The 17,493-nt window shown below is 56.7% G+C and carries 17 protein-coding genes and 1 tRNA gene; 17 read left to right on the forward strand and 1 reads right to left on the reverse strand.

Annotation, left to right across the window (positions count from 1 at the left end; translation table 11 throughout):
* Positions 1 to 15 precede the first annotated feature (15 nt).
* The 7 genes from flgL to secF all read left to right on the forward strand — a co-directional run bounded on the left by flgL (position 16) and on the right by secF (position 6,990).
* Positions 16 to 1,239: a flagellar hook-associated protein FlgL gene (flgL, locus tag ACO06L_RS02110; RefSeq protein ID WP_064226903.1), complete on the forward strand. Its 1,224-nt coding sequence runs from the start codon at positions 16 to 18 to the stop codon at positions 1,237 to 1,239.
* An 82-nt stretch (positions 1,240 to 1,321) separates the two neighbouring features.
* Positions 1,322 to 1,408 (forward strand) — tRNA-Leu (locus ACO06L_RS02115).
* A 35-nt stretch (positions 1,409 to 1,443) separates the two neighbouring features.
* Positions 1,444 to 2,547: a tRNA preQ1(34) S-adenosylmethionine ribosyltransferase-isomerase QueA gene (gene queA / locus ACO06L_RS02120; protein ID WP_064228063.1), complete on the forward strand. Its 1,104-nt coding sequence runs from the start codon at positions 1,444 to 1,446 to the stop codon at positions 2,545 to 2,547.
* Positions 2,548 to 2,561: 14 nt separating this feature from the next.
* Positions 2,562 to 3,683, forward strand: a complete 1,122-nt coding sequence (tgt, locus tag ACO06L_RS02125) for a tRNA guanosine(34) transglycosylase Tgt (protein ID WP_202346820.1) — start codon at positions 2,562 to 2,564, stop codon at positions 3,681 to 3,683.
* Between the two features lie 86 nt (positions 3,684 to 3,769).
* Entirely contained in the window at positions 3,770 to 4,075 is a 306-nt protein-coding gene (gene yajC / locus ACO06L_RS02130) for a preprotein translocase subunit YajC (RefSeq protein WP_228739403.1), read from the forward strand.
* A gap of 94 nt (positions 4,076 to 4,169) precedes the next feature.
* Positions 4,170 to 6,044 (forward strand): protein translocase subunit SecD, encoded by a 1,875-nt coding sequence (secD, locus tag ACO06L_RS02135; protein WP_202346716.1) that lies wholly within the window; start codon positions 4,170 to 4,172, stop codon positions 6,042 to 6,044.
* On the forward strand, positions 6,037 to 6,990 hold the full coding sequence (gene secF / locus ACO06L_RS02140) for a protein translocase subunit SecF (protein WP_202346715.1): 954 nt from the start codon (positions 6,037 to 6,039) through the stop codon (positions 6,988 to 6,990). The genes secD and secF overlap by 8 nt, the downstream gene beginning before the upstream one ends.
* An 85-nt stretch (positions 6,991 to 7,075) precedes the next feature.
* Here secF and ACO06L_RS02145 read toward each other — a convergent pair whose 3' ends face one another.
* On the reverse strand, positions 7,076 to 7,876 hold the full coding sequence (locus ACO06L_RS02145; protein WP_064228066.1) for an inositol monophosphatase family protein: 801 nt from the start codon (positions 7,874 to 7,876) through the stop codon (positions 7,076 to 7,078).
* A 183-nt stretch (positions 7,877 to 8,059) separates the two neighbouring features.
* Here ACO06L_RS02145 and trmJ point away from each other — a divergent pair, with 183 nt between their 5' ends.
* From trmJ to hisS, 10 genes are all read left to right on the forward strand, one after another.
* A complete protein-coding gene (gene trmJ, locus ACO06L_RS02150) occupies positions 8,060 to 8,923 on the forward strand; it encodes a tRNA (cytosine(32)/uridine(32)-2'-O)-methyltransferase TrmJ (RefSeq protein WP_064228067.1) in 864 nt (287 codons plus the stop codon).
* Entirely contained in the window at positions 8,916 to 9,689 is a 774-nt protein-coding gene (cysE, locus tag ACO06L_RS02155; RefSeq protein ID WP_064228158.1) for a serine O-acetyltransferase, read from the forward strand. The genes trmJ and cysE overlap by 8 nt, the downstream gene beginning before the upstream one ends.
* 78 nt (positions 9,690 to 9,767) lie before the next feature.
* On the forward strand, positions 9,768 to 10,265 hold the full coding sequence (iscR, locus tag ACO06L_RS02160) for a Fe-S cluster assembly transcriptional regulator IscR (protein ID WP_064228068.1): 498 nt from the start codon (positions 9,768 to 9,770) through the stop codon (positions 10,263 to 10,265).
* Between the two features lie 22 nt (positions 10,266 to 10,287).
* Positions 10,288 to 11,436 (forward strand): IscS subfamily cysteine desulfurase, encoded by a 1,149-nt coding sequence (locus ACO06L_RS02165; RefSeq protein WP_202346714.1) that lies wholly within the window; start codon positions 10,288 to 10,290, stop codon positions 11,434 to 11,436.
* A 68-nt stretch (positions 11,437 to 11,504) separates the two neighbouring features.
* Entirely contained in the window at positions 11,505 to 11,933 is a 429-nt protein-coding gene (gene ndk, locus ACO06L_RS02170; RefSeq protein WP_069184985.1) for a nucleoside-diphosphate kinase, read from the forward strand.
* Between the two features lie 63 nt (positions 11,934 to 11,996).
* Complete coding sequence (gene rlmN / locus ACO06L_RS02175; RefSeq protein WP_064228071.1) at positions 11,997 to 13,109, forward strand: 23S rRNA (adenine(2503)-C(2))-methyltransferase RlmN; 1,113 nt, start codon at positions 11,997 to 11,999, stop codon at positions 13,107 to 13,109.
* A gap of 74 nt (positions 13,110 to 13,183) precedes the next feature.
* A complete protein-coding gene (gene pilW, locus ACO06L_RS02180; protein WP_064228072.1) occupies positions 13,184 to 13,957 on the forward strand; it encodes a type IV pilus biogenesis/stability protein PilW in 774 nt (257 codons plus the stop codon).
* Complete coding sequence (locus tag ACO06L_RS02185) at positions 13,947 to 14,969, forward strand: RodZ domain-containing protein (protein ID WP_202346713.1); 1,023 nt, start codon at positions 13,947 to 13,949, stop codon at positions 14,967 to 14,969. Before pilW ends, ACO06L_RS02185 begins: the two co-directional genes overlap by 11 nt.
* Before the next feature lie 35 nt (positions 14,970 to 15,004).
* Entirely contained in the window at positions 15,005 to 16,123 is a 1,119-nt protein-coding gene (gene ispG / locus ACO06L_RS02190; RefSeq protein WP_104320624.1) for a flavodoxin-dependent (E)-4-hydroxy-3-methylbut-2-enyl-diphosphate synthase, read from the forward strand.
* Between the two features lie 49 nt (positions 16,124 to 16,172).
* On the forward strand, positions 16,173 to 17,453 hold the full coding sequence (gene hisS / locus ACO06L_RS02195; protein WP_202346712.1) for a histidine--tRNA ligase: 1,281 nt from the start codon (positions 16,173 to 16,175) through the stop codon (positions 17,451 to 17,453).
* Positions 17,454 to 17,493 lie beyond the last annotated feature (40 nt).

Here is a 17,493-nt window from a genome sequence, read left to right on the forward strand (position 1 = left end):
TTGAGGTGATGTGACATGATCAGAATTTCATCACAGCAGATTTTCTCGGGCGGTATAAATCGGCTTCAGGAGCTGAATACCAGCCTGAATAACACCCAGCAACAGATCTCGACCGGCCAGAGGGTAAACAAACCTTCCGACGATCCGGTCGCTGCGGCCCGGATTCTGAAACTGGACCAGGAGCTTTCGCGGGTTGAAACCTACCAGCGTAACGTTGACCTGGCAGACAACCGGCTGAAGCAGGAAGAGAGCGCGTTGGAAAGCTCAATCGATGTGATTCAGCGGATCCGCGAGTTGACTGTTCAAGCCGGTAACGGTTCGTTGTCGGCCAACGATCGACGCTCGATTTCTTCCGAGCTGGAGGAGCGCCTTGGCCAGCTGGCGAATATTGCCAATACCCGCGATGCGTCTGGTGAGTACATTTTCAGTGGCTTTCAGGGCTCGGTGAAGGCCTTTGAACAGGACCCTTCAGGCAGCTGGGTCTACCAGGGCGACGAGGGTCAGCGTGTCCTGGAGATTGATGACGGCGTTACCGTTCCCATCAGTGATAACGGCAAGGACATTTTTGTCCGGGTTCCTGCTGCCATAACCGGCGAGCACAGCACTGTGAATACGCCGGGCGCCTCCATTTCCGGGGTCAGTCTGGTTAACGAAGCAGACCTTGCTGCGGAGTATCCCAATTCCTTCCCGGACGACATCACGGTTGAGGTAGATGCCGGTGGCAATATCATCGCTACAGACAGTCAGGGTGATGTGCTGACGGTAGATCCAGCCACCTATCAGAGTGGCGAGCCGTTCGTTGTCGCAGGTGTTGAGGTGACTCTGACCGATGCGGTGCCGGGCGCGGGCGATGTGTTTACGCTCCAGATCAACGAAAAGCAGTCGGTGTTCGGTACCATCGAAAACCTGATTGCCGGCTTGAACAGCATCGACAAGAGCAGCCCGGGCGGGCAGGCCGAGTACGATGATCTGATCGCCAATTCCCTGATCAACCTGGACAACGCCCAGGAGAGCATCATCCTCAAGCAAACCGAACTTGGTGGCCGGATGAACGCGGTGGAATCGACCAAGACCTTCCTTGAGGATTCTTCCGTTTATACCAATGAAATCCGATCCCAGTTACAGGACGTGGACTACGCAGAAGCAATCAGTAACCTGAGTTTCCAGAGCTTCGTGCTGCAGGCGGCGCAGCAGTCATTTGCGCAGGTTTCGCAACTGTCTTTGTTCGACAGACTGTAAATATCTGAACCAGCGGGCAGTTGTGTCCGCTGGCTTATTGCTTTCGCGATTTAGCTCAGTATAATCCCCAACACTCTCCGATGGCGGCGTGGTGAAATTGGTAGACACGACGGATTCAAAATCCGTTGGGGTAAAACCCGTGGCGGTTCGAGTCCGCCCGCCGCTACCATCTTCTTTCCTTCGGCGTCGTTAACAGTCCATTCCATGAATGTCTCCGATTTTCATTTTGACCTGCCGGACGAATTGATCGCCCGCTATCCGCTCAAAGATCGCAGCGCGTCCCGGCTACTTTGTCTTGATGGCCTTTCCGGCAAGCTCGACCATCGCATTTTCAGTGAACTTCCTGACCTGCTTCAGCCCGGCGACCTGTTGGTGTTCAACGACACACGGGTGATACCGGCGCGGCTTTTTGGCAAAAAGGAAACCGGTGGCCAGGTTGAGGTGCTGGTTGAGCGGGTGACTGGGGAGCATGAAATCATCGCCCATGTTCGAGCCTCCAAGGCTTTGAAGGATGGCCAGAAGGTTATTCTGGAAGACGGTACCTGCATGCGTATGTCGGGCCGGGAAGAAGCGCTGTTTCATCTGGTGTGTGAGGCTGAGGAACCTGTGCTCGACGTTCTGGAGCGCATTGGTCATATGCCGCTGCCGCCTTACGTTGATCGACCGGATGAATCCACCGATAGGGAACGCTACCAGACTGTTTACGCCAGGGAGGCCGGCGCTGTTGCCGCACCGACGGCGGGGCTGCATTTCGATGAGAGTCTGCTGGGAAAGCTGGCCGCCTGTGGAATCGAAAGTACCTTCGTGACGCTGCACGTGGGTGCCGGGACCTTTCAGCCGGTTCGGGTGGACAAAATCGAAGAACACACAATGCACAGCGAGGTGGTGAACGTTCCCCAGGACGCCGTTGACGCGATCGAGCGGACCCGCGCAAGGGGAGGGCGTGTGGTTGCTGTAGGTACCACGTCGGTTCGCTCCCTTGAATCTGCCAGCCGTGGCGGCCGCTTGAGGGCGTTCACTGGTGAGACCGACATCTTTATTTACCCGGGGTATCGTTTCCAGACCGTTGATGCCCTGATAACGAACTTCCATTTGCCGGAGTCCACCCTGATCATGTTGGTCAGTGCATTCGCCGGCTATGACAATGTGATGGCGGCCTACCGGGAAGCGGTGAAGGAACGCTACCGCTTTTTCAGTTACGGCGACGCCATGTTTATTACCGGGCAGGAACCCAGCCGTGGCATGTTGCTGGGTTCGGCCGTGGAATCCAATGAAGCCGGTAACAATAATGCCGGGGAGGCCTTGTGACACAAACCTGTTTCATGTCGTTCGAAAAACTGGGTGAGGACGGGCGGGCCCGTCGTGGCCGGCTGACGTTTCCCCGGGGCACCGTTGAAACACCTGCATTCATGCCCGTCGGCACCTATGGCACCGTCAAGGGTATGCTGCCCCGCGATATCCATGAAATTGGCGCAGAAATCATCCTGGGAAACACGTTTCATCTGATGCTCCGGCCGGGAACCGAAGTGGTCAAAGCACACGGCGACCTTCATGATTTCACTCAATGGCAGGGGCCGATCCTGACCGATTCCGGTGGCTTCCAGGTGTTCAGCCTGGGCGAAATGCGCAAGATTACCGAGGACTGCGTTACCTTCCGCTCACCGGTAGACGGCTCGCCGGTGGAGCTGTCCCCGGAGATTGCTATTCAGGTCCAGCGGGATCTGGGGTCGGACATCGTCATGATTTTTGACGAGTGCACGCCTTATCCTGCTACCGAACGCCAGGCAAAAGACTCCATGGAGCTTTCCCTGCGCTGGGCGCAACGGAGCAAGGATGCCCACGAGGGCAATCCTGCGGCATTGTTCGGCATTGTCCAGGGTGGCATGTACGAGGGCCTGCGTGACCTTTCCCTGGAGGGGCTCACAGACATTGGCTTTGATGGCTATGCCATTGGTGGCCTCTCGGTTGGCGAGCCCAAGGAGGACATGATCCGGATTCTGGATCATTTGCCGCCGAAGATGCCGGAGGACAAACCGCGGTACCTGATGGGTGTGGGGCGGCCCGAAGATATTGTTGAGGCAGTCCGGCGTGGTGTGGACATGTTTGACTGCGTGATGCCGACCCGGAATGCCAGGAATGGTTACCTGTTTACCTCAACCGGGATTGTAAAGATCCGCAATGCCCGGCACCGTCATGATACCTCGCCCCTGGATGAGCGTTGCGACTGTTACACCTGTAAGAACTTTTCGAGAAGTTATCTGCATCATCTGGATAAATGTGGAGAAATGCTGGGCTCACAGCTGAATACCATCCATAACCTCCGGTTCTATCAGAACCTGATGGCTGGATTGCGTGGGGCCATTGAAGCAGGTACATTGTCGGACTTTGTAACCGACTTCTATGCTCTGCGCGGAGAGACCGTTCCGCCTCTGGGCAATGATTGATCTATTCGCTAAACCAACGGAGATATTCAATGAAATCTATTAAAATGCTCGTTGCCGGCCTTTTGGCTCTGATGCCTGCTCTGGCCATGGCACAGGACCCAGGTGCCCAGGGAATGGGTGTTATGGGCCAGGTAATCTTTTTTGCAGGCTTCATCCTGATTTTCTATTTCCTGATCTGGCGCCCGCAGTCCAAGCGTGCGAAAGAGCACAAAGCCCTGATGTCCGGCCTGAACAAGGGTGATGAAGTTGTGACCTCCGGTGGCGTTGCCGGCAAAATCACCAAGGTAACCGACGACTTCATCGTTGTGGAAGTTGCCGATAACGTAGAGATCAAGGTCCAGAAAGTAGCCGTTGCTGCGGCTCTGCCGAAGGGCACGCTCAAAGACATCTGAGCGGGGCCATTTAGCCGGCCATCCCTGGTGGCCGGTCTGAATCTTCCTGGCTGAAACACCAAGGCCGGCCACCAGGCCGGCTACAAGGGATCCCATGCTGAACAAGTATCCGCTTTGGAAAAACCTGGTTATCCTGGTCGCGCTCGTGATCGGGTTTATCTACGCTTTGCCCAACCTCTTCCCCGACGATTACGCCATCCAGATCACAGGCGCCCGTAGCAGCACCGAGGTCAATGCCGGTGTGCTCGACAGGGCAGTTGATGTTCTGGAAAACCAGGGTATCGAGGTGAAAAGCAGTACTCTTCAGGATCGGGATGCTCTGATCCGTCTCACCAACTCTGAAGACCAGTTGCAGGCTCGTCCGCTGGTGCAGGCCGCTCTTGGCAATGAATACCTTGTCGCGCTGAACATGGCTGCCTCCACGCCGGGATGGCTGAAAAGCCTGGGTGCCGGCCCCATGAAGTTGGGGCTGGATCTTCGCGGCGGTGTCCACTTCCTGCTGGAAGTCGACATGGAAACCGCGGTAAGCCAGCGACTGGAGGCCATGTCCGGCCAGATCAAGCGGGAGCTGCGGGAAGAGCGGGTCCGGTATCGTGGTGGGGATGTGCAGGACAATCGGGAGATTGTTCTCAGCTTCCGGGACGAGGCCTCCCGGACTGAAGCCTTCAATATGGTCCGTGACCAGTACAACGAATTCCTTCTGGATGAGCAGACCCAGGGCGATGAGTTCCTCCTGGTGTTGACCCTGTCTGAGGCGGAAGTCACGGCGATTCAGGATTATGCCCTGGAGCAGAACCTCACCACCATTCGCAACCGGGTTAATGAGCTGGGTGTTGCCGAGCCCCTGGTTCAACAGCAGGGCGCCGACCGGATCATTGTTGAGCTCCCGGGCGTGCAGGACACCGCACAGGCCAAGCGCGTACTTGGTGCCACCGCGAACCTTGAGTTCCGCATGGAGGCCCGCCAGGATGCGCCAAGCAGCGAAACCGAAGAGTTCGGTTTCCGGGATCAGCCCCAGCGCACCGCCCGCCTTGAGCAGGAGGTGATTGCTACTGGTAACAACGTGGCCAATGCCCAGCAGGCCTTTGATGAGAATGGTCAGCCCCAGGTCAATATCACCATGGATTCCGTTGGTGGGGATCTGATGAACCGCGCCACCCGCAATGCCATTGGCCGCAGGATGGCGGTGCTGTTCATTGAGTACCGCACGGAAACCGAAACCCGCATGGTTGACGGTGAGCCTCAGGAAGTGGAAAACCGCGTTGTGGAAAAGGGCATTATCAGCCTGGCCACCGTGCAATCCGCCCTGGGTAGCAGCTTCCGGATTACCGGGCTTGATTCCATCCCGGAGGCCGCGGAATTGGCATTGCTTCTGCGTGCGGGTGCGCTGGCAGCGCCAATGTACTTCGTTCAGGAAAGGACCATCGGTCCCAGCCTCGGTCAGAAGAACATTGATGCCGGCATGATGTCGGTGGCGCTTGGCTTCGGCCTGGTACTGTTGTACATGCTTGTCTACTACCGTGGATTCGGCATTGTTGCGAACATTGCCCTGACTCTGAACCTGATGCTGCTGGTAGCATGCATGTCGATCCTGTCCGCAACACTGACCTTGCCGGGCATTGCCGGTATCGTTCTGACAGTGGGTATGGCGGTCGATGCCAACGTGCTTATTTTCGAGAGGATAAAGGAAGAGCTGAAATCCGGTGTGCCGCCTCAGACGGCGATCAACTCCGGCTATTCCCGGGCCTTTGTATCCATCTTTGACGCAAACATCACCACCTTGCTGGTTGCCGTTATTCTTTTCGCGATGGGTTCCGGCCCGGTGAAAGGGTTTGCGGTGACACTGTGCATCGGGATCCTGACGTCGATGTTCTCTGGCCTGATGGTCAGCCGCAGCATCGTTAACCTTATTTACGGCGGCCGCAGGGTCGAGAAGCTGTCGATCGGAGGAAAGCTCGCCAATGTCTGAAGATCAGAAGCAACCGTTTGATTTCATGGGGTTGCGGAAAATTGCATCCGTAATCTCTATCTCGCTGATCGTTGTGTCCATTGCGCTGCTGGCCATCCGTGGCCTGAACCTGGGTATGGACTTCACCGGCGGTACCTCTGTTGAATTTGAGTATGCAGAGGCGCCGCAACTTGACGAAATCCGGTCCAGGCTCGATGCCGCCGGCTATGAGCAGTTCTCCGTCCAGAACTTTGGCGCCGACACCACGGTGCTGGTGCGGATGGCCGAGGCTGACAACGATCAGCTCGCCCCCGAGGTAACCCGAACCCTGAAAGAGGGTGGTGCAGAGCTTGAGCTGGTAAGTTCCGAGTTCGTTGGTTCGCAGGTTGGTGAGGAGCTCAAGGAAGACAGCGGCCTGGGTTTGTTGATTGCCCTGGCGGTTGTGCTCATCTACGTGGGTATGCGCTTCCAGTTCAAGTTCGGTATTGCCTCGGTGGTGCCGCTGGCTCACGATGTGATTATCGTTCTGGGTGTTTTCGCCCTGTTTCAGTGGACTTTCGATCTCACCGTGCTGGCGGCCCTGCTCGCAGTTATCGGCTACTCGTTGAACGACACCATTGTCGTTGCTGACCGCATCCGGGAAAATTTCCGCAAGATGCGCGTGGGTGAGCCCTGGGACATTATCAACGAGTCGATTCACCAGACCATCGCGCGGACAATCAATACATCCGGCACAACTCTTGTGGTTCTGTTCGCCCTGTATTTTCTGGGTGGTGAGGCGATCAACAACTTCGCCCTGGCTTTGATTATTGGTGTGATCGTCGGTACCTACTCATCGATCTACGTGTCTGCGAACCTTCTGATGGTTATGGGCGTGTCCCGTGACGATCTGATCGTGCCGCCCAAAGAAGGCGCTGAAAATGCGGATGAGGAAGAGCAGCCACCGGAATGGCTGAACAGGATGTAATCCCATCTGTTCCGGCAATGCCGGACACAAAAAAAACCGCCAACATCTTGTGGCGGTTTTTTTGTGTCCGGAAGAACCGGAGGCCTCAGCGAGGCAGGCGGCCCCGGAACGGGTGCAGTACTTTCAGGACTTCACGGAACAGTTTCGGGTTTGCCACTACCAGCTGGCGGGCATTACCGGTCGACGGGTTACCGGAGAAGTCACCGGTCAGTGCGCCGGATTCCATGGCCAGTGTGACGCCCAGATCCAGGTCGGAGGCTTCCGGGCGGAAAATGATCGCCGCGTCCATCAGGCCCGCGGAAACCCGGGCAATGTCCAGTACCACACAGCCAGACGTGCGGAACATGCCGGAATCTCTTGCCAGTACAGCGGCCATTTCGCCCCAGAGCATCGGATCCTCGCTCTTGCGGGCCTGGTCCAGCAGGTTGGTGGCGATGGCTGCTTTCTCGGGCAGTTTGATTTCCGAAGCGCGTACCCGGCGGCTGTTCAGAGCGGCACCGTGACCACGGCTGGCGGAGTATTCTTCGCCGGTAACGGGATTCACCAGAAGCAGGTTTTCGGTGCGGTTATTCTTCTTCTGGGACAGCGCCAGAGCAAACTCCGGAATGCCCCGAAGGAAATTCTCACGGCCCAGGACTGGAAAGATATGCCAGCTTTTCTCGCTGGTTCCGGCATTCGCTTCGTTCAATGGCGCGATGCTGTGGTCCTTGTAGGCCTTTTCGAGCTGTTCGGCAAAGTTATCGTAAATAGACTGCTCAACCCGCTCCAGCTGACGACGGCGTTCTGAGTCGTCTTTGCCGGTGGGTTCCTGGCGCTCGAAATGGGCTTTCAGATAATCGGACCCCTGACGCGCGACGCGCAGGGCCATTTTAATAGCTGGTTGCATCTGAGTGTTCATTATCCGGGTGTGTGAAGGCCGGGTATCATAGCAAAAGATCACCCCGCTTGTATGTTTTTTGACTCAGCAATAGCACGGATAACCAGAGGTTACGGGTTCTCCGGAGGGGCAGGGTGCGGGTGCTTTCTGCTATCATTGCCGCCCTGATCAATAACCTTGGGCCTGCTAACAATGCACAAAAGCGCACTTCCACAGGAAGGGACGGAAACATTTCAGGATCAGATCCGGATTGTTCTGGTAGAGACATCCCATTCAGGCAACATCGGCGCTGTCGCCCGAGCCATGAAAAACATGGGACTGGGTAATCTGTGGCTGGTCAATCCATGCTCCTTTCCGGATGAAGCTTCGTATGCGCGTGCGGCGGGTGCTTCGGATGTGCTTGATAATGCCCAGGTTGTTTCTTCGCTGGATGATGCCCTGGCCGATTGCGTTCTGGTTATGGGTACCAGTGCCCGCGGGAGGAAGGTGCCCTGGCCGGTCTGTGCGCCCCCTGAGGCGGCTGCAGCTGCCGCAGGGCACGCGGAAAGCGGCCCGGTTGCCATGGTATTCGGAAGAGAGAATCATGGTCTCAGCAACGACGAGCTGCAGCGCTGCCACTATCACATTCATATTCCGTCCAACCCGGATTACAGCTCTCTGAATCTGGCCATGGCGGTACAGGTGATGTGTTATGAATTGCGGATGTATTATCTGCGAAGCCTTGAAGGCGGTGAAGGGAGCCCATACCTAAAGTCGATGACCAGGCCCGGGGATGAAGGCTGGGATGTGCCGCCGGCCAAAGTTCACGATGTCGAGGGTTTTTTCGGGCACCTGGAGCAGGTGCTGATTGATGTGGATTTCCATCGACGGGAGAACCCCAGGCAATTGATGACGCGCTTGCGGCGTCTGTTCCAGCGGGCCAGACTGGATCAGATGGAGATCAACATTCTCAGGGGTATTCTCACTGCTGTTCAGAAGGCGGCAGGCACGCGGAATAACAGCAAATCAACCGAGGCCGGCACTGCGGCGACGGAACAGGATAATGGCCATGTTTGAGCGTTTGCGGGAAGACATTAATAGCGTGTTCCACCGGGATCCCGCCGCGAGGAACACCTTTGAAGTTCTGACCAACTACCCGGGCTTGCACGCGCTGCTTTTTCATCGGTTTTCCCATTGGTTGTGGAGTCTCGGTCTGAAATGGCTTGCTCGTACCATTTCCACCATTGCCCGTTGGCTGACCGGCATCGAGATTCATCCGGGGGCGACGATTGGCCGCCGGTTTTTCATTGACCACGGCATGGGCGTGGTCATTGGCGAAACCACGGTGATCGGCGATGACGTGACCCTCTATCAGGGTGTCACCCTGGGCGGAACCAGCTGGAACAAGGGCAAGCGCCACCCCACGATCGGTAACAGTGTCGTGGTTGGTGCCGGTGCAAAGATTCTGGGCCCGTTTGAAGTGGGCGAGGGCGCCAAGATCGGCTCAAATTCAGTGGTGACAAAGGAAGTGCCCGCGGGTGCAACGGTGGTTGGTATTCCTGGCCGCGTCATCGTCAAACGCAAAGGCGAGGATGACGCGCGCCGCAAGGAGATGGAAGAACGCATGGGCTTCGATGCCTATGGTGTAACAGAGGAAATGCCAGACCCGGTTGCCCGGGCCATGCGCTCGTTGCTTGATCACATGCATGCGGTGGATGACCGCATCGAGAACATGTGCAAGGCCCTCCGCAAGGTGAACAGTGAATACCAGAATGGCGAGTTGCCACCGTTACAGGAAGAGGACTTTGATTGCGTCCGGGATGACGATGAGGTGCGCCGCTGAATACTTGACTGAAATGGTTGGTCAATTCATACTCTCAGCTGCGTTTTTGAGATTCAATCCCGTCATGGGGCTGACACTATGAAGTTGACCACCAAAGGCCGCTATGCCGTAACGGCAATGCTTGATCTGGCTCTGCATGGAGACCAGGGGCCGGTGAGTCTCGCCGATATTTCGGCCCGTCAGGAAATCTCACTGTCCTACCTGGAACAGCTTTTCTCCCGTCTCCGCCGCCAGAAGCTGGTTGTCAGTATTCGTGGCCCAGGTGGAGGCTACAGGCTCAGTCGTCCTGCGGCTGAGCTATATATTGCCGAAGTTGTCGACGCCGTCAGCGAATCGCTGGACACCACCCGGTGCGGCAACAAGGGTGATTGCCAGAACGGCGAGAAGTGTCTGACCCACCACCTCTGGTCTGATCTCAGCGATCAGATTCATCAGTTTCTCAGCGAGATCAGCCTCGGAGATCTGATGAGAAAGCATGAAATTCGCCAGGTTGCTGACCGGCAGAATCGCCGTCAGTCTGACAACGGCTCTGAAACCATCAACACCGAACGCCTGTCTGATCAGGCGCCGGCCTGACACCAACAAGTTTCCGGAATCCATGAAAAAGCCCGTTTATATGGACTACGCGGCCACCACGCCCGTTGATCCTGCTGTCGCCGATGAATTGATGAAGTACCTCACACTGGATGGCGTGTTCGGTAATCCTGCATCCCGAACGCACGCCTACGGTTGGCAGGCGGAAGCTGCTGTGGAGGCCGCACGTAAGCAGGTTGCCGGGCTGATTCACGCCGACCCCCGTGAAATCGTCTGGACGTCAGGTGCTACAGAATCGGATAACCTGGCGATCAAGGGCGCCGTTGCGGGCCGCCAAGATGCTCATGTTGTCACTTCGAAGATTGAACATAAGGCTGTTGTGGATACCTGCAAGTGGCTTGAGCACCAGGGTACTGAAGTAACCTGGCTGGATCCCAACGCCGATGGAACGATCAGTTGTGATCAGGTCCTGGGTGCGCTGAAGGAAAATACCGTGCTCGTTAGCCTGATGTTGGTGAATAACGAGCTGGGAACCATCAACGACATTGCCGCCATTGGCGCCGAATTACGTCAGCGAGGCGTTCTTTTCCATGTGGACGCGGCCCAGGCTGGCGGCAAGATGGCCATTGATGTTGGCTCCATGCCAGTAGATCTCTTGGCACTGTCAGGGCACAAGGTCTATGGCCCGAAGGGTGTCGGCGCCCTTTACGTAAGGCGTTCGCCGGATGTTCGTATCGAGGCGCAGATTCACGGCGGTGGGCATGAACGGGGAATGCGTTCCGGAACCCTGCCGACCCACCAGATTGTGGGAATGGGAAAGGCGTTCGCGCTAGCCCAATCCGGGCTTGAGGAAGAAATCGTTAAACTGGAGGCGCTCCGGAAGTCCTTCCTGGCGGGGCTTCAGTCTCTTGAGGGTGTCAGTCTCAATGGCAGCGAAAGCAGTCGCGTTCCCGGTATCGTGAACTTATCCTTTGACGGGGTTGATGCAGAGTCCCTTATGCTGGGTCTGCGGGACCTGGCGGTCTCCTCCGGTTCGGCCTGCGCTTCGGCCACAGTCGAGCCCTCATACGTCCTCCGTGGCATCGGACTGAGTGATGAGCAGGCCCATCGGGCGCTGCGTTTTTCCTTCGGCCGATTCACCACCGAAGAGGAAGTGGCCTTTGCCAGTTCGCAAATAGTTGATGTTGTTAGCCGCCTCCGTGCAGTGCGGTAGGAAGTTTGCCCCGGACTGCGTATAATCGCAGGCCAGAATTTTTACCATCCACAAACTGGAGAAAGACCATGGCAACTGAGCGTACGCTCTCGATTATCAAGCCCGACGCGGTAGCAAAGAACGTGATCGGCGAAATTTACAGCCGCTTCGAGAAAGCTGGCCTGAACATTGTTGCTGCCAAAATGATGCACCTCACCCAAGAGCAGGCAGAAGGCTTCTACGCAGAGCACAAAGAGCGTCCGTTCTTTAACGATCTGGTTGCTTTCATGACCTCCGGCCCTGTGGTTGTTCAGGTTCTGGAAGGCGAGGGCGCCATCCTGAAGAACCGTGATCTGATGGGTGCGACCAATCCGAAGGAAGCCGACGCTGGCACCATCCGTGCGGATTTTGCTTCTTCCATCGATGCGAACGCCGTTCACGGCTCTGATTCCGCGGCTTCTGCCGAGCGCGAAATCGCTTATTTCTTCAATGACAACGAGATCTGCCCGCGGGGCTGATTGCGTTGATCGGAGGCGATCGTCCGATCGCCTCCGAATTGGTTATCTGATCGAGGTTATGAAATGACAGCGGCCGCTGAAAAAACCAATCTGCTGGGGATGCCGAAAGCAAAGCTAGAAGCTTTCTTTGAATCTCTGGGAGAGAAGCGTTTTCGTGCCACCCAGGTTTTGCAGTGGATCCATCAGCGTGGCGCTGATGACTTCGATCAAATGACCAATATGAGCAAGGCGCTGCGGGAAAAGCTGAAGCAGGTCGCCGAGATCCGTGGTCCTGAGGTGGTTTACGACGAAACGTCCAAAGACGGCACCCGTAAATGGGTGATGCGCATGGACAATGGCAACAGTGTTGAGACTGTGCTGATTCCGGACGGAGAGCGCGGCACGCTCTGCGTTTCCTCGCAGATCGGTTGCAGTCTGGACTGTACCTTTTGCTCTACGGGAAAACGCGGGTTCAATCGGAATCTCACCGCCGCGGAGGTCATCGGCCAGGTGTGGGTTGCACGCAAGGCCTTCATGCCTTTTGAGCCAGGCCCGGATCGGCCCATTACCAACGTGGTCATGATGGGTATGGGCGAGCCCCTGCTTAACTTCGACAATGTCGTGGATGCTATGAACCTCATGATGGAGGATCTGGCCTACGGGATCTCCAAGCGTCGGGTTACCCTCAGCACGTCAGGTGTTGTGCCGGCTTTGGATCGCCTGTCGGAAGTTACCGATGTTTCACTGGCCATTTCCCTGCACGCGCCGAATGATGAATTGCGTAACAAGCTGGTTCCGTTGAATAAAAAGTACCCGATTGCCGAGTTGCTGGCCGCGACCAAGCGTTACTTCGCCCGCTTGCCGGACAAGCGCAAGGCGACAATCGAGTACACCGTCATTGAGGGAATGAACGATCAGCCGGAACATGCCCGTGAGCTTGCGGTGTTGCTGCGGGATTTGCCATGCAAGATCAATCTGATTCCCTTTAACCCGTTTCCGGAGAGCGATTTCCGGAGGCCGAGCATGAACGCGACACGTCGCTTCCAGGCCGTCCTGAACGAAGCAGGATATATTGCCACTATCAGGACTACCCGGGGTGATGACATCGATGCCGCTTGTGGTCAGCTGGTGGGACGGGTTGAAGACAGAACCCGTCGGAGCCAGAGGTACATTCAGGTTCAGCAGGTGAATCCCTGAACCAGGAACGCCATACAGCCCAATCGAGGAAGGGGACACCCGTGATAACAGCACCAGCAAACCGACGCTTTTCAATGTTAGCCGCTATGCTGCTGACTCTGCTGGTTACAGGTTGCGTTACCACCACCGACAGTCGGTTCTCACGGGAAGCGGATCGCCAGGAAGCCCTCGATAACTATGTGAAACTCGCTACCGCCTATATCGGCCAGGGCAACCTTGAACGTGCGCGTCATCACCTCGAAAGGGCGTTGAAGCTGGATTCAGATGACCCGGGTGCCAGGGCCGCTATGGGACTTGTCTATAACGCCGAGGGCGAGCCAGAGCTGGCCGAGCGTAATTTCAAACAGGCCATCTCCGAGGATCCGGGTTACACCAGGGCGCGGGTCTACTACGGGGCCTTCCTTTTCGGCCAGAATCGGATGGAAGACGCCCGAGACCAGTTCCGTGCGGCGTCGCGGGATACCGGTTATCAGGACCGCGGCTCTGTTTTCTTTAACCTGGGTATGACCCAGGAACGACTCGGAGAACTGGAAGCTGCAGCCACATCCTATCGCCGGGCGGTGGAGCTGACACGGGGCGATGCCCGCTCTTTGCTGGCGCTTTCACGGGTGTCTGTTGAAGCCGGCAATTACGACGATGCGGCCCGCTACTATTCACGCCTGATTTCCCTGATGCAAAGGAATCAGCGCCTGGTTCACTCACCGGAGAGCCTCTTAACTGGCATTCGTATTGCCCGCTATTACAGTGATGAAAACCAGGAAGCGAGCCTTGCGCTTCAGCTCAGAAACAAATTTCCGGAGTCAGTCGAATACCAACAATATAAGGTGCTGATTTCTAATGGCAACTGAAGAAAACTCACAGCCAGCGATGAAGGAGCCCGTAGGGCAGCAGCTTCAGAAGGCACGGGAAAAAGCCGGTCTGAGTACCGGAGATGTCGCCGCAGCGCAGCATTTGCGCCCTTCAGTCATACAGGCGATAGAGTCGGGAGAATACAGCCAGATTGACAGTGAACTCTTTCTGAAAGGGTATGTCAGGGCTTATGCAAAACAGGTTGGGCTGGATGCGGATGCGGTGATTGCCGACCTGGACCAGGAGCTGGAGCCCATCCGGCAACAGCGGGAACAGGAGCATGAAGCCAATCCCCTGGTTGATATCGAGCGTCGCAGACGCCGTAAACGTCAGTTGGCCAAAGCCCTGTTTTTTCTGGTGGTCCTGGGCATTGCCGGTTATCTGGCCTTCACCTTCCTGGTGCCTGAGCAGGATTCAGCACCCTCCGAGGCGGTAACAGAGCCTGAGGCTGCGCCAGAAGATCAGGGCGAAACCGGGGAACCGGCGGCGTCCGAAGCTGAACGCTCTGAGCCCGAAGTGGTGGCAAGTGTTGAAGAGCCGGAGCCTGCGGTCATGGAATCTGCGCCGGTGGCAACAGAGCAGCGGGAACCGTTGGTGGAGCCGGTTGAACCAGATGCTGGCGAGACTCAGGCCCCAACTGAGACGGCAGCGGTTGAAGAGAGCCGGTCGGAGACCACCGAGACGGTAACAGAACAGATTCCGGCGATTATTCAGACTACCGAGCCGGTGCTCGAAAATCCAAACGGGCTGGCTGAAGTGGCGGACACCGGCCGGCTTCAGATTCGCTTCAGCGATGATTGTTGGGTCCAGATCAGTGATGCTGCGGGTAACCGGTTGGTGAATTCGCTTCAGCGTAACGGAGACCAGATCGATGTTGCCGGGCCAGCCCCGCTGCGGGTCGTCATTGGCGCGGTTGATGCGGTCGAATCCATCCGTTTCCAGGGTGAGCCTGTGGATATCGGTGGCTACCGGGTTGTCAACAACCGGTCAGAGTTTACCCTGACAATCTGAAACTTGATCAAATTTTCTATATCGGTCAGTAAGACATGAAACAGGATTCCCCGATTACCAGACGCAAATCCCGCCAGATAATGGTGGGCAATGTTCCTGTAGGTGGCGACGCGCCAATTGCGGTGCAGAGCATGACCAACACCAACACCTGCGACGTGGAGGCCACGGTTGGCCAGATCACGGCATTGCAGGAAGCGGGTGCCGATATCGTGCGGGTTTCTGTTCCTTCCATGGACGCTGCAGAGGCGTTCGGAAAGATTCGGGAGCAGGTATCCCTGCCGCTGGTCGCCGACATCCATTTCGATTACAAGATAGCCCTCAGGGTAGCTGAGCTGGGTGTGGACTGTCTTCGTATCAACCCGGGCAACATCGGCCGGGATGATCGTGTCAGTGCTGTTATCAGTGCTGCCCGGGACGGCAACATCCCGATTCGTATCGGTGTGAACGCCGGTTCCCTGGAGAAGTCTCTTCAGCGTAAATACGGTGAGCCCACGGCAGATGCGTTGGTGGAATCAGCCATGCGCCACATTGATATCCTGGACCGCCACGATTTCCAGGATTTCAAGGTCAGCCTGAAAGCGTCCGAGGTGTTCATGACTGTGGATGCCTACCGCAAGATCGCCCAGCAGATAGAGCAGCCGCTGCATCTGGGCATTACCGAAGCCGGTGGTCTGCGCTCGGGCACGGTCAAGTCTTCCATTGGTCTTGGCATGCTACTGATGGACGGCATCGGCGACACCATTCGGGTGTCTCTTGCGGCCGACCCGGTGCAGGAGATCAAGGTTGGTTTCGACATTCTCAAGAGCCTTCGTCTGCGAAGCCGTGGGATCAATTTCATCGCTTGTCCGAGCTGTTCCCGGCAGAATTTCGATGTCATCCAGACCATGAATGATCTGGAGGCGCGGTTGGAGGATGTGAATGACTCCCTCGACGTGGCAATTATCGGGTGCATCGTGAACGGCCCGGGTGAGGCCAAAGTTGCCGATCTCGGACTTACCGGTGGCAGCCCCAAGAATCTTTTCTACATGGCGGGCAAGCCAAACCAGAAGCTGGACAACGCCACACTGACCGACGATCTGGAACGCCTGATTCGCGAGGAAGTGGCACGGCGCAAGGAACAGGAAGAATCGATCATTGCCCGTTCTGACAACTGATCGTTACCATTCCCGGGCACAACCATCCAGACAGAGTTAAGGGTTAACATTGGCAAAGATTCAGGCAATTCGCGGGATGAACGATATCCTGCCGGAGCAGGCGCCCGTGTGGCAGTTTGTGGAATCCACGGTGCGCCGGGTACTGGCCCAGTACGGCTACCAGGAAATCCGCATGCCGATTGTGGAACAGACCGACCTGTTCAAGCGTTCGATCGGTGAAGTGACCGACATTGTCGAAAAGGAAATGTACACCTTTGAGGACCGCAACGGAGACAGCCTGACGCTGCGCCCTGAGGGTACTGCGGGCTGTGTTCGGGCGGCCGAGGAACATGGCCTGTTGTTCAACCAGACCCGTAGGCTCTGGTATACCGGCCCGATGTTCCGGCATGAGCGCCCGCAAAAAGGCCGCTATCGTCAATTCCACCAGATTGGCGTGGAATGTTTCGGGATGACTGGCCCTGATATCGATGCCGAGCTGCTGATACTGACCGCACGACTCTGGAAAGAGCTCGGGCTCGCTGAGCATACCCGTCTGGAAATCAATTCCATCGGAACGTCCGAATCCCGTCGGGTTTACCGCGCTGCCCTGGTGGAATACCTGAGTCAGTTCAAGTCAGACCTGGATGCCGACAGCCAGCGTCGCCTGGAGTCTAACCCTTTACGGATTCTGGACAGCAAGGATCCTTCCACCCGCAAGATCCTGGAAAACGCGCCCAACCTCGACGACTATCTTGATGATGAATCCCGAGAGCATTTCGAGCGTCTGAAAGCGTTGCTGGATGCCGCAGGCGTGGCGTATTCAGTCAATCCGGCGTTGGTTCGAGGCCTGGATTATTACGGCAAGACCGTATTTGAATGGATAACCGACAGTCTTGGTGCCCAGGGCACAGTGTGCGCTGGTGGTCGATACGATGGCCTGGTGGAACAGCTGGGCGGCAAACCGACATTCGCAGTGGGCTTTGCAATGGGCCTGGAGCGCCTTATCCTGCTGCTGGAGACGCTTGAGCTGGTCCCGGATTACGTGAACAGTAATGCCGATATCTATGTAACGGCGATGGGTGAGGTGGCGTTGGCTCCGGCTCTTATACTGGCTGAAAAGCTGCGTGCGGCTTTGCCGGATCGGGTGATCGTTTCTCACTGTGGCGGCGGCAGTTTCAAAAGCCAGATGAAGAAGGCTGATCGGAGTGGTGCCAGGTACGCGGTCATTCTGGGCGAGAACGAGGTTGCCAATGGAACCGCCGGTCTAAAGCCCTTACGTGCTGACGAACCGCAAACCGAGGTTGCCCAGGACGAGCTGGCTGCCACCCTGGCAGCGGCGCTGGCCAACTGAATTTGACCAAATTTACTGATACAAAAGCAAAAATTCGACA

The organism is Marinobacter sp. (genome assembly GCF_965229985.1).
Taxonomy (GTDB): Bacteria; Pseudomonadota; Gammaproteobacteria; order Pseudomonadales; family Oleiphilaceae; genus Marinobacter.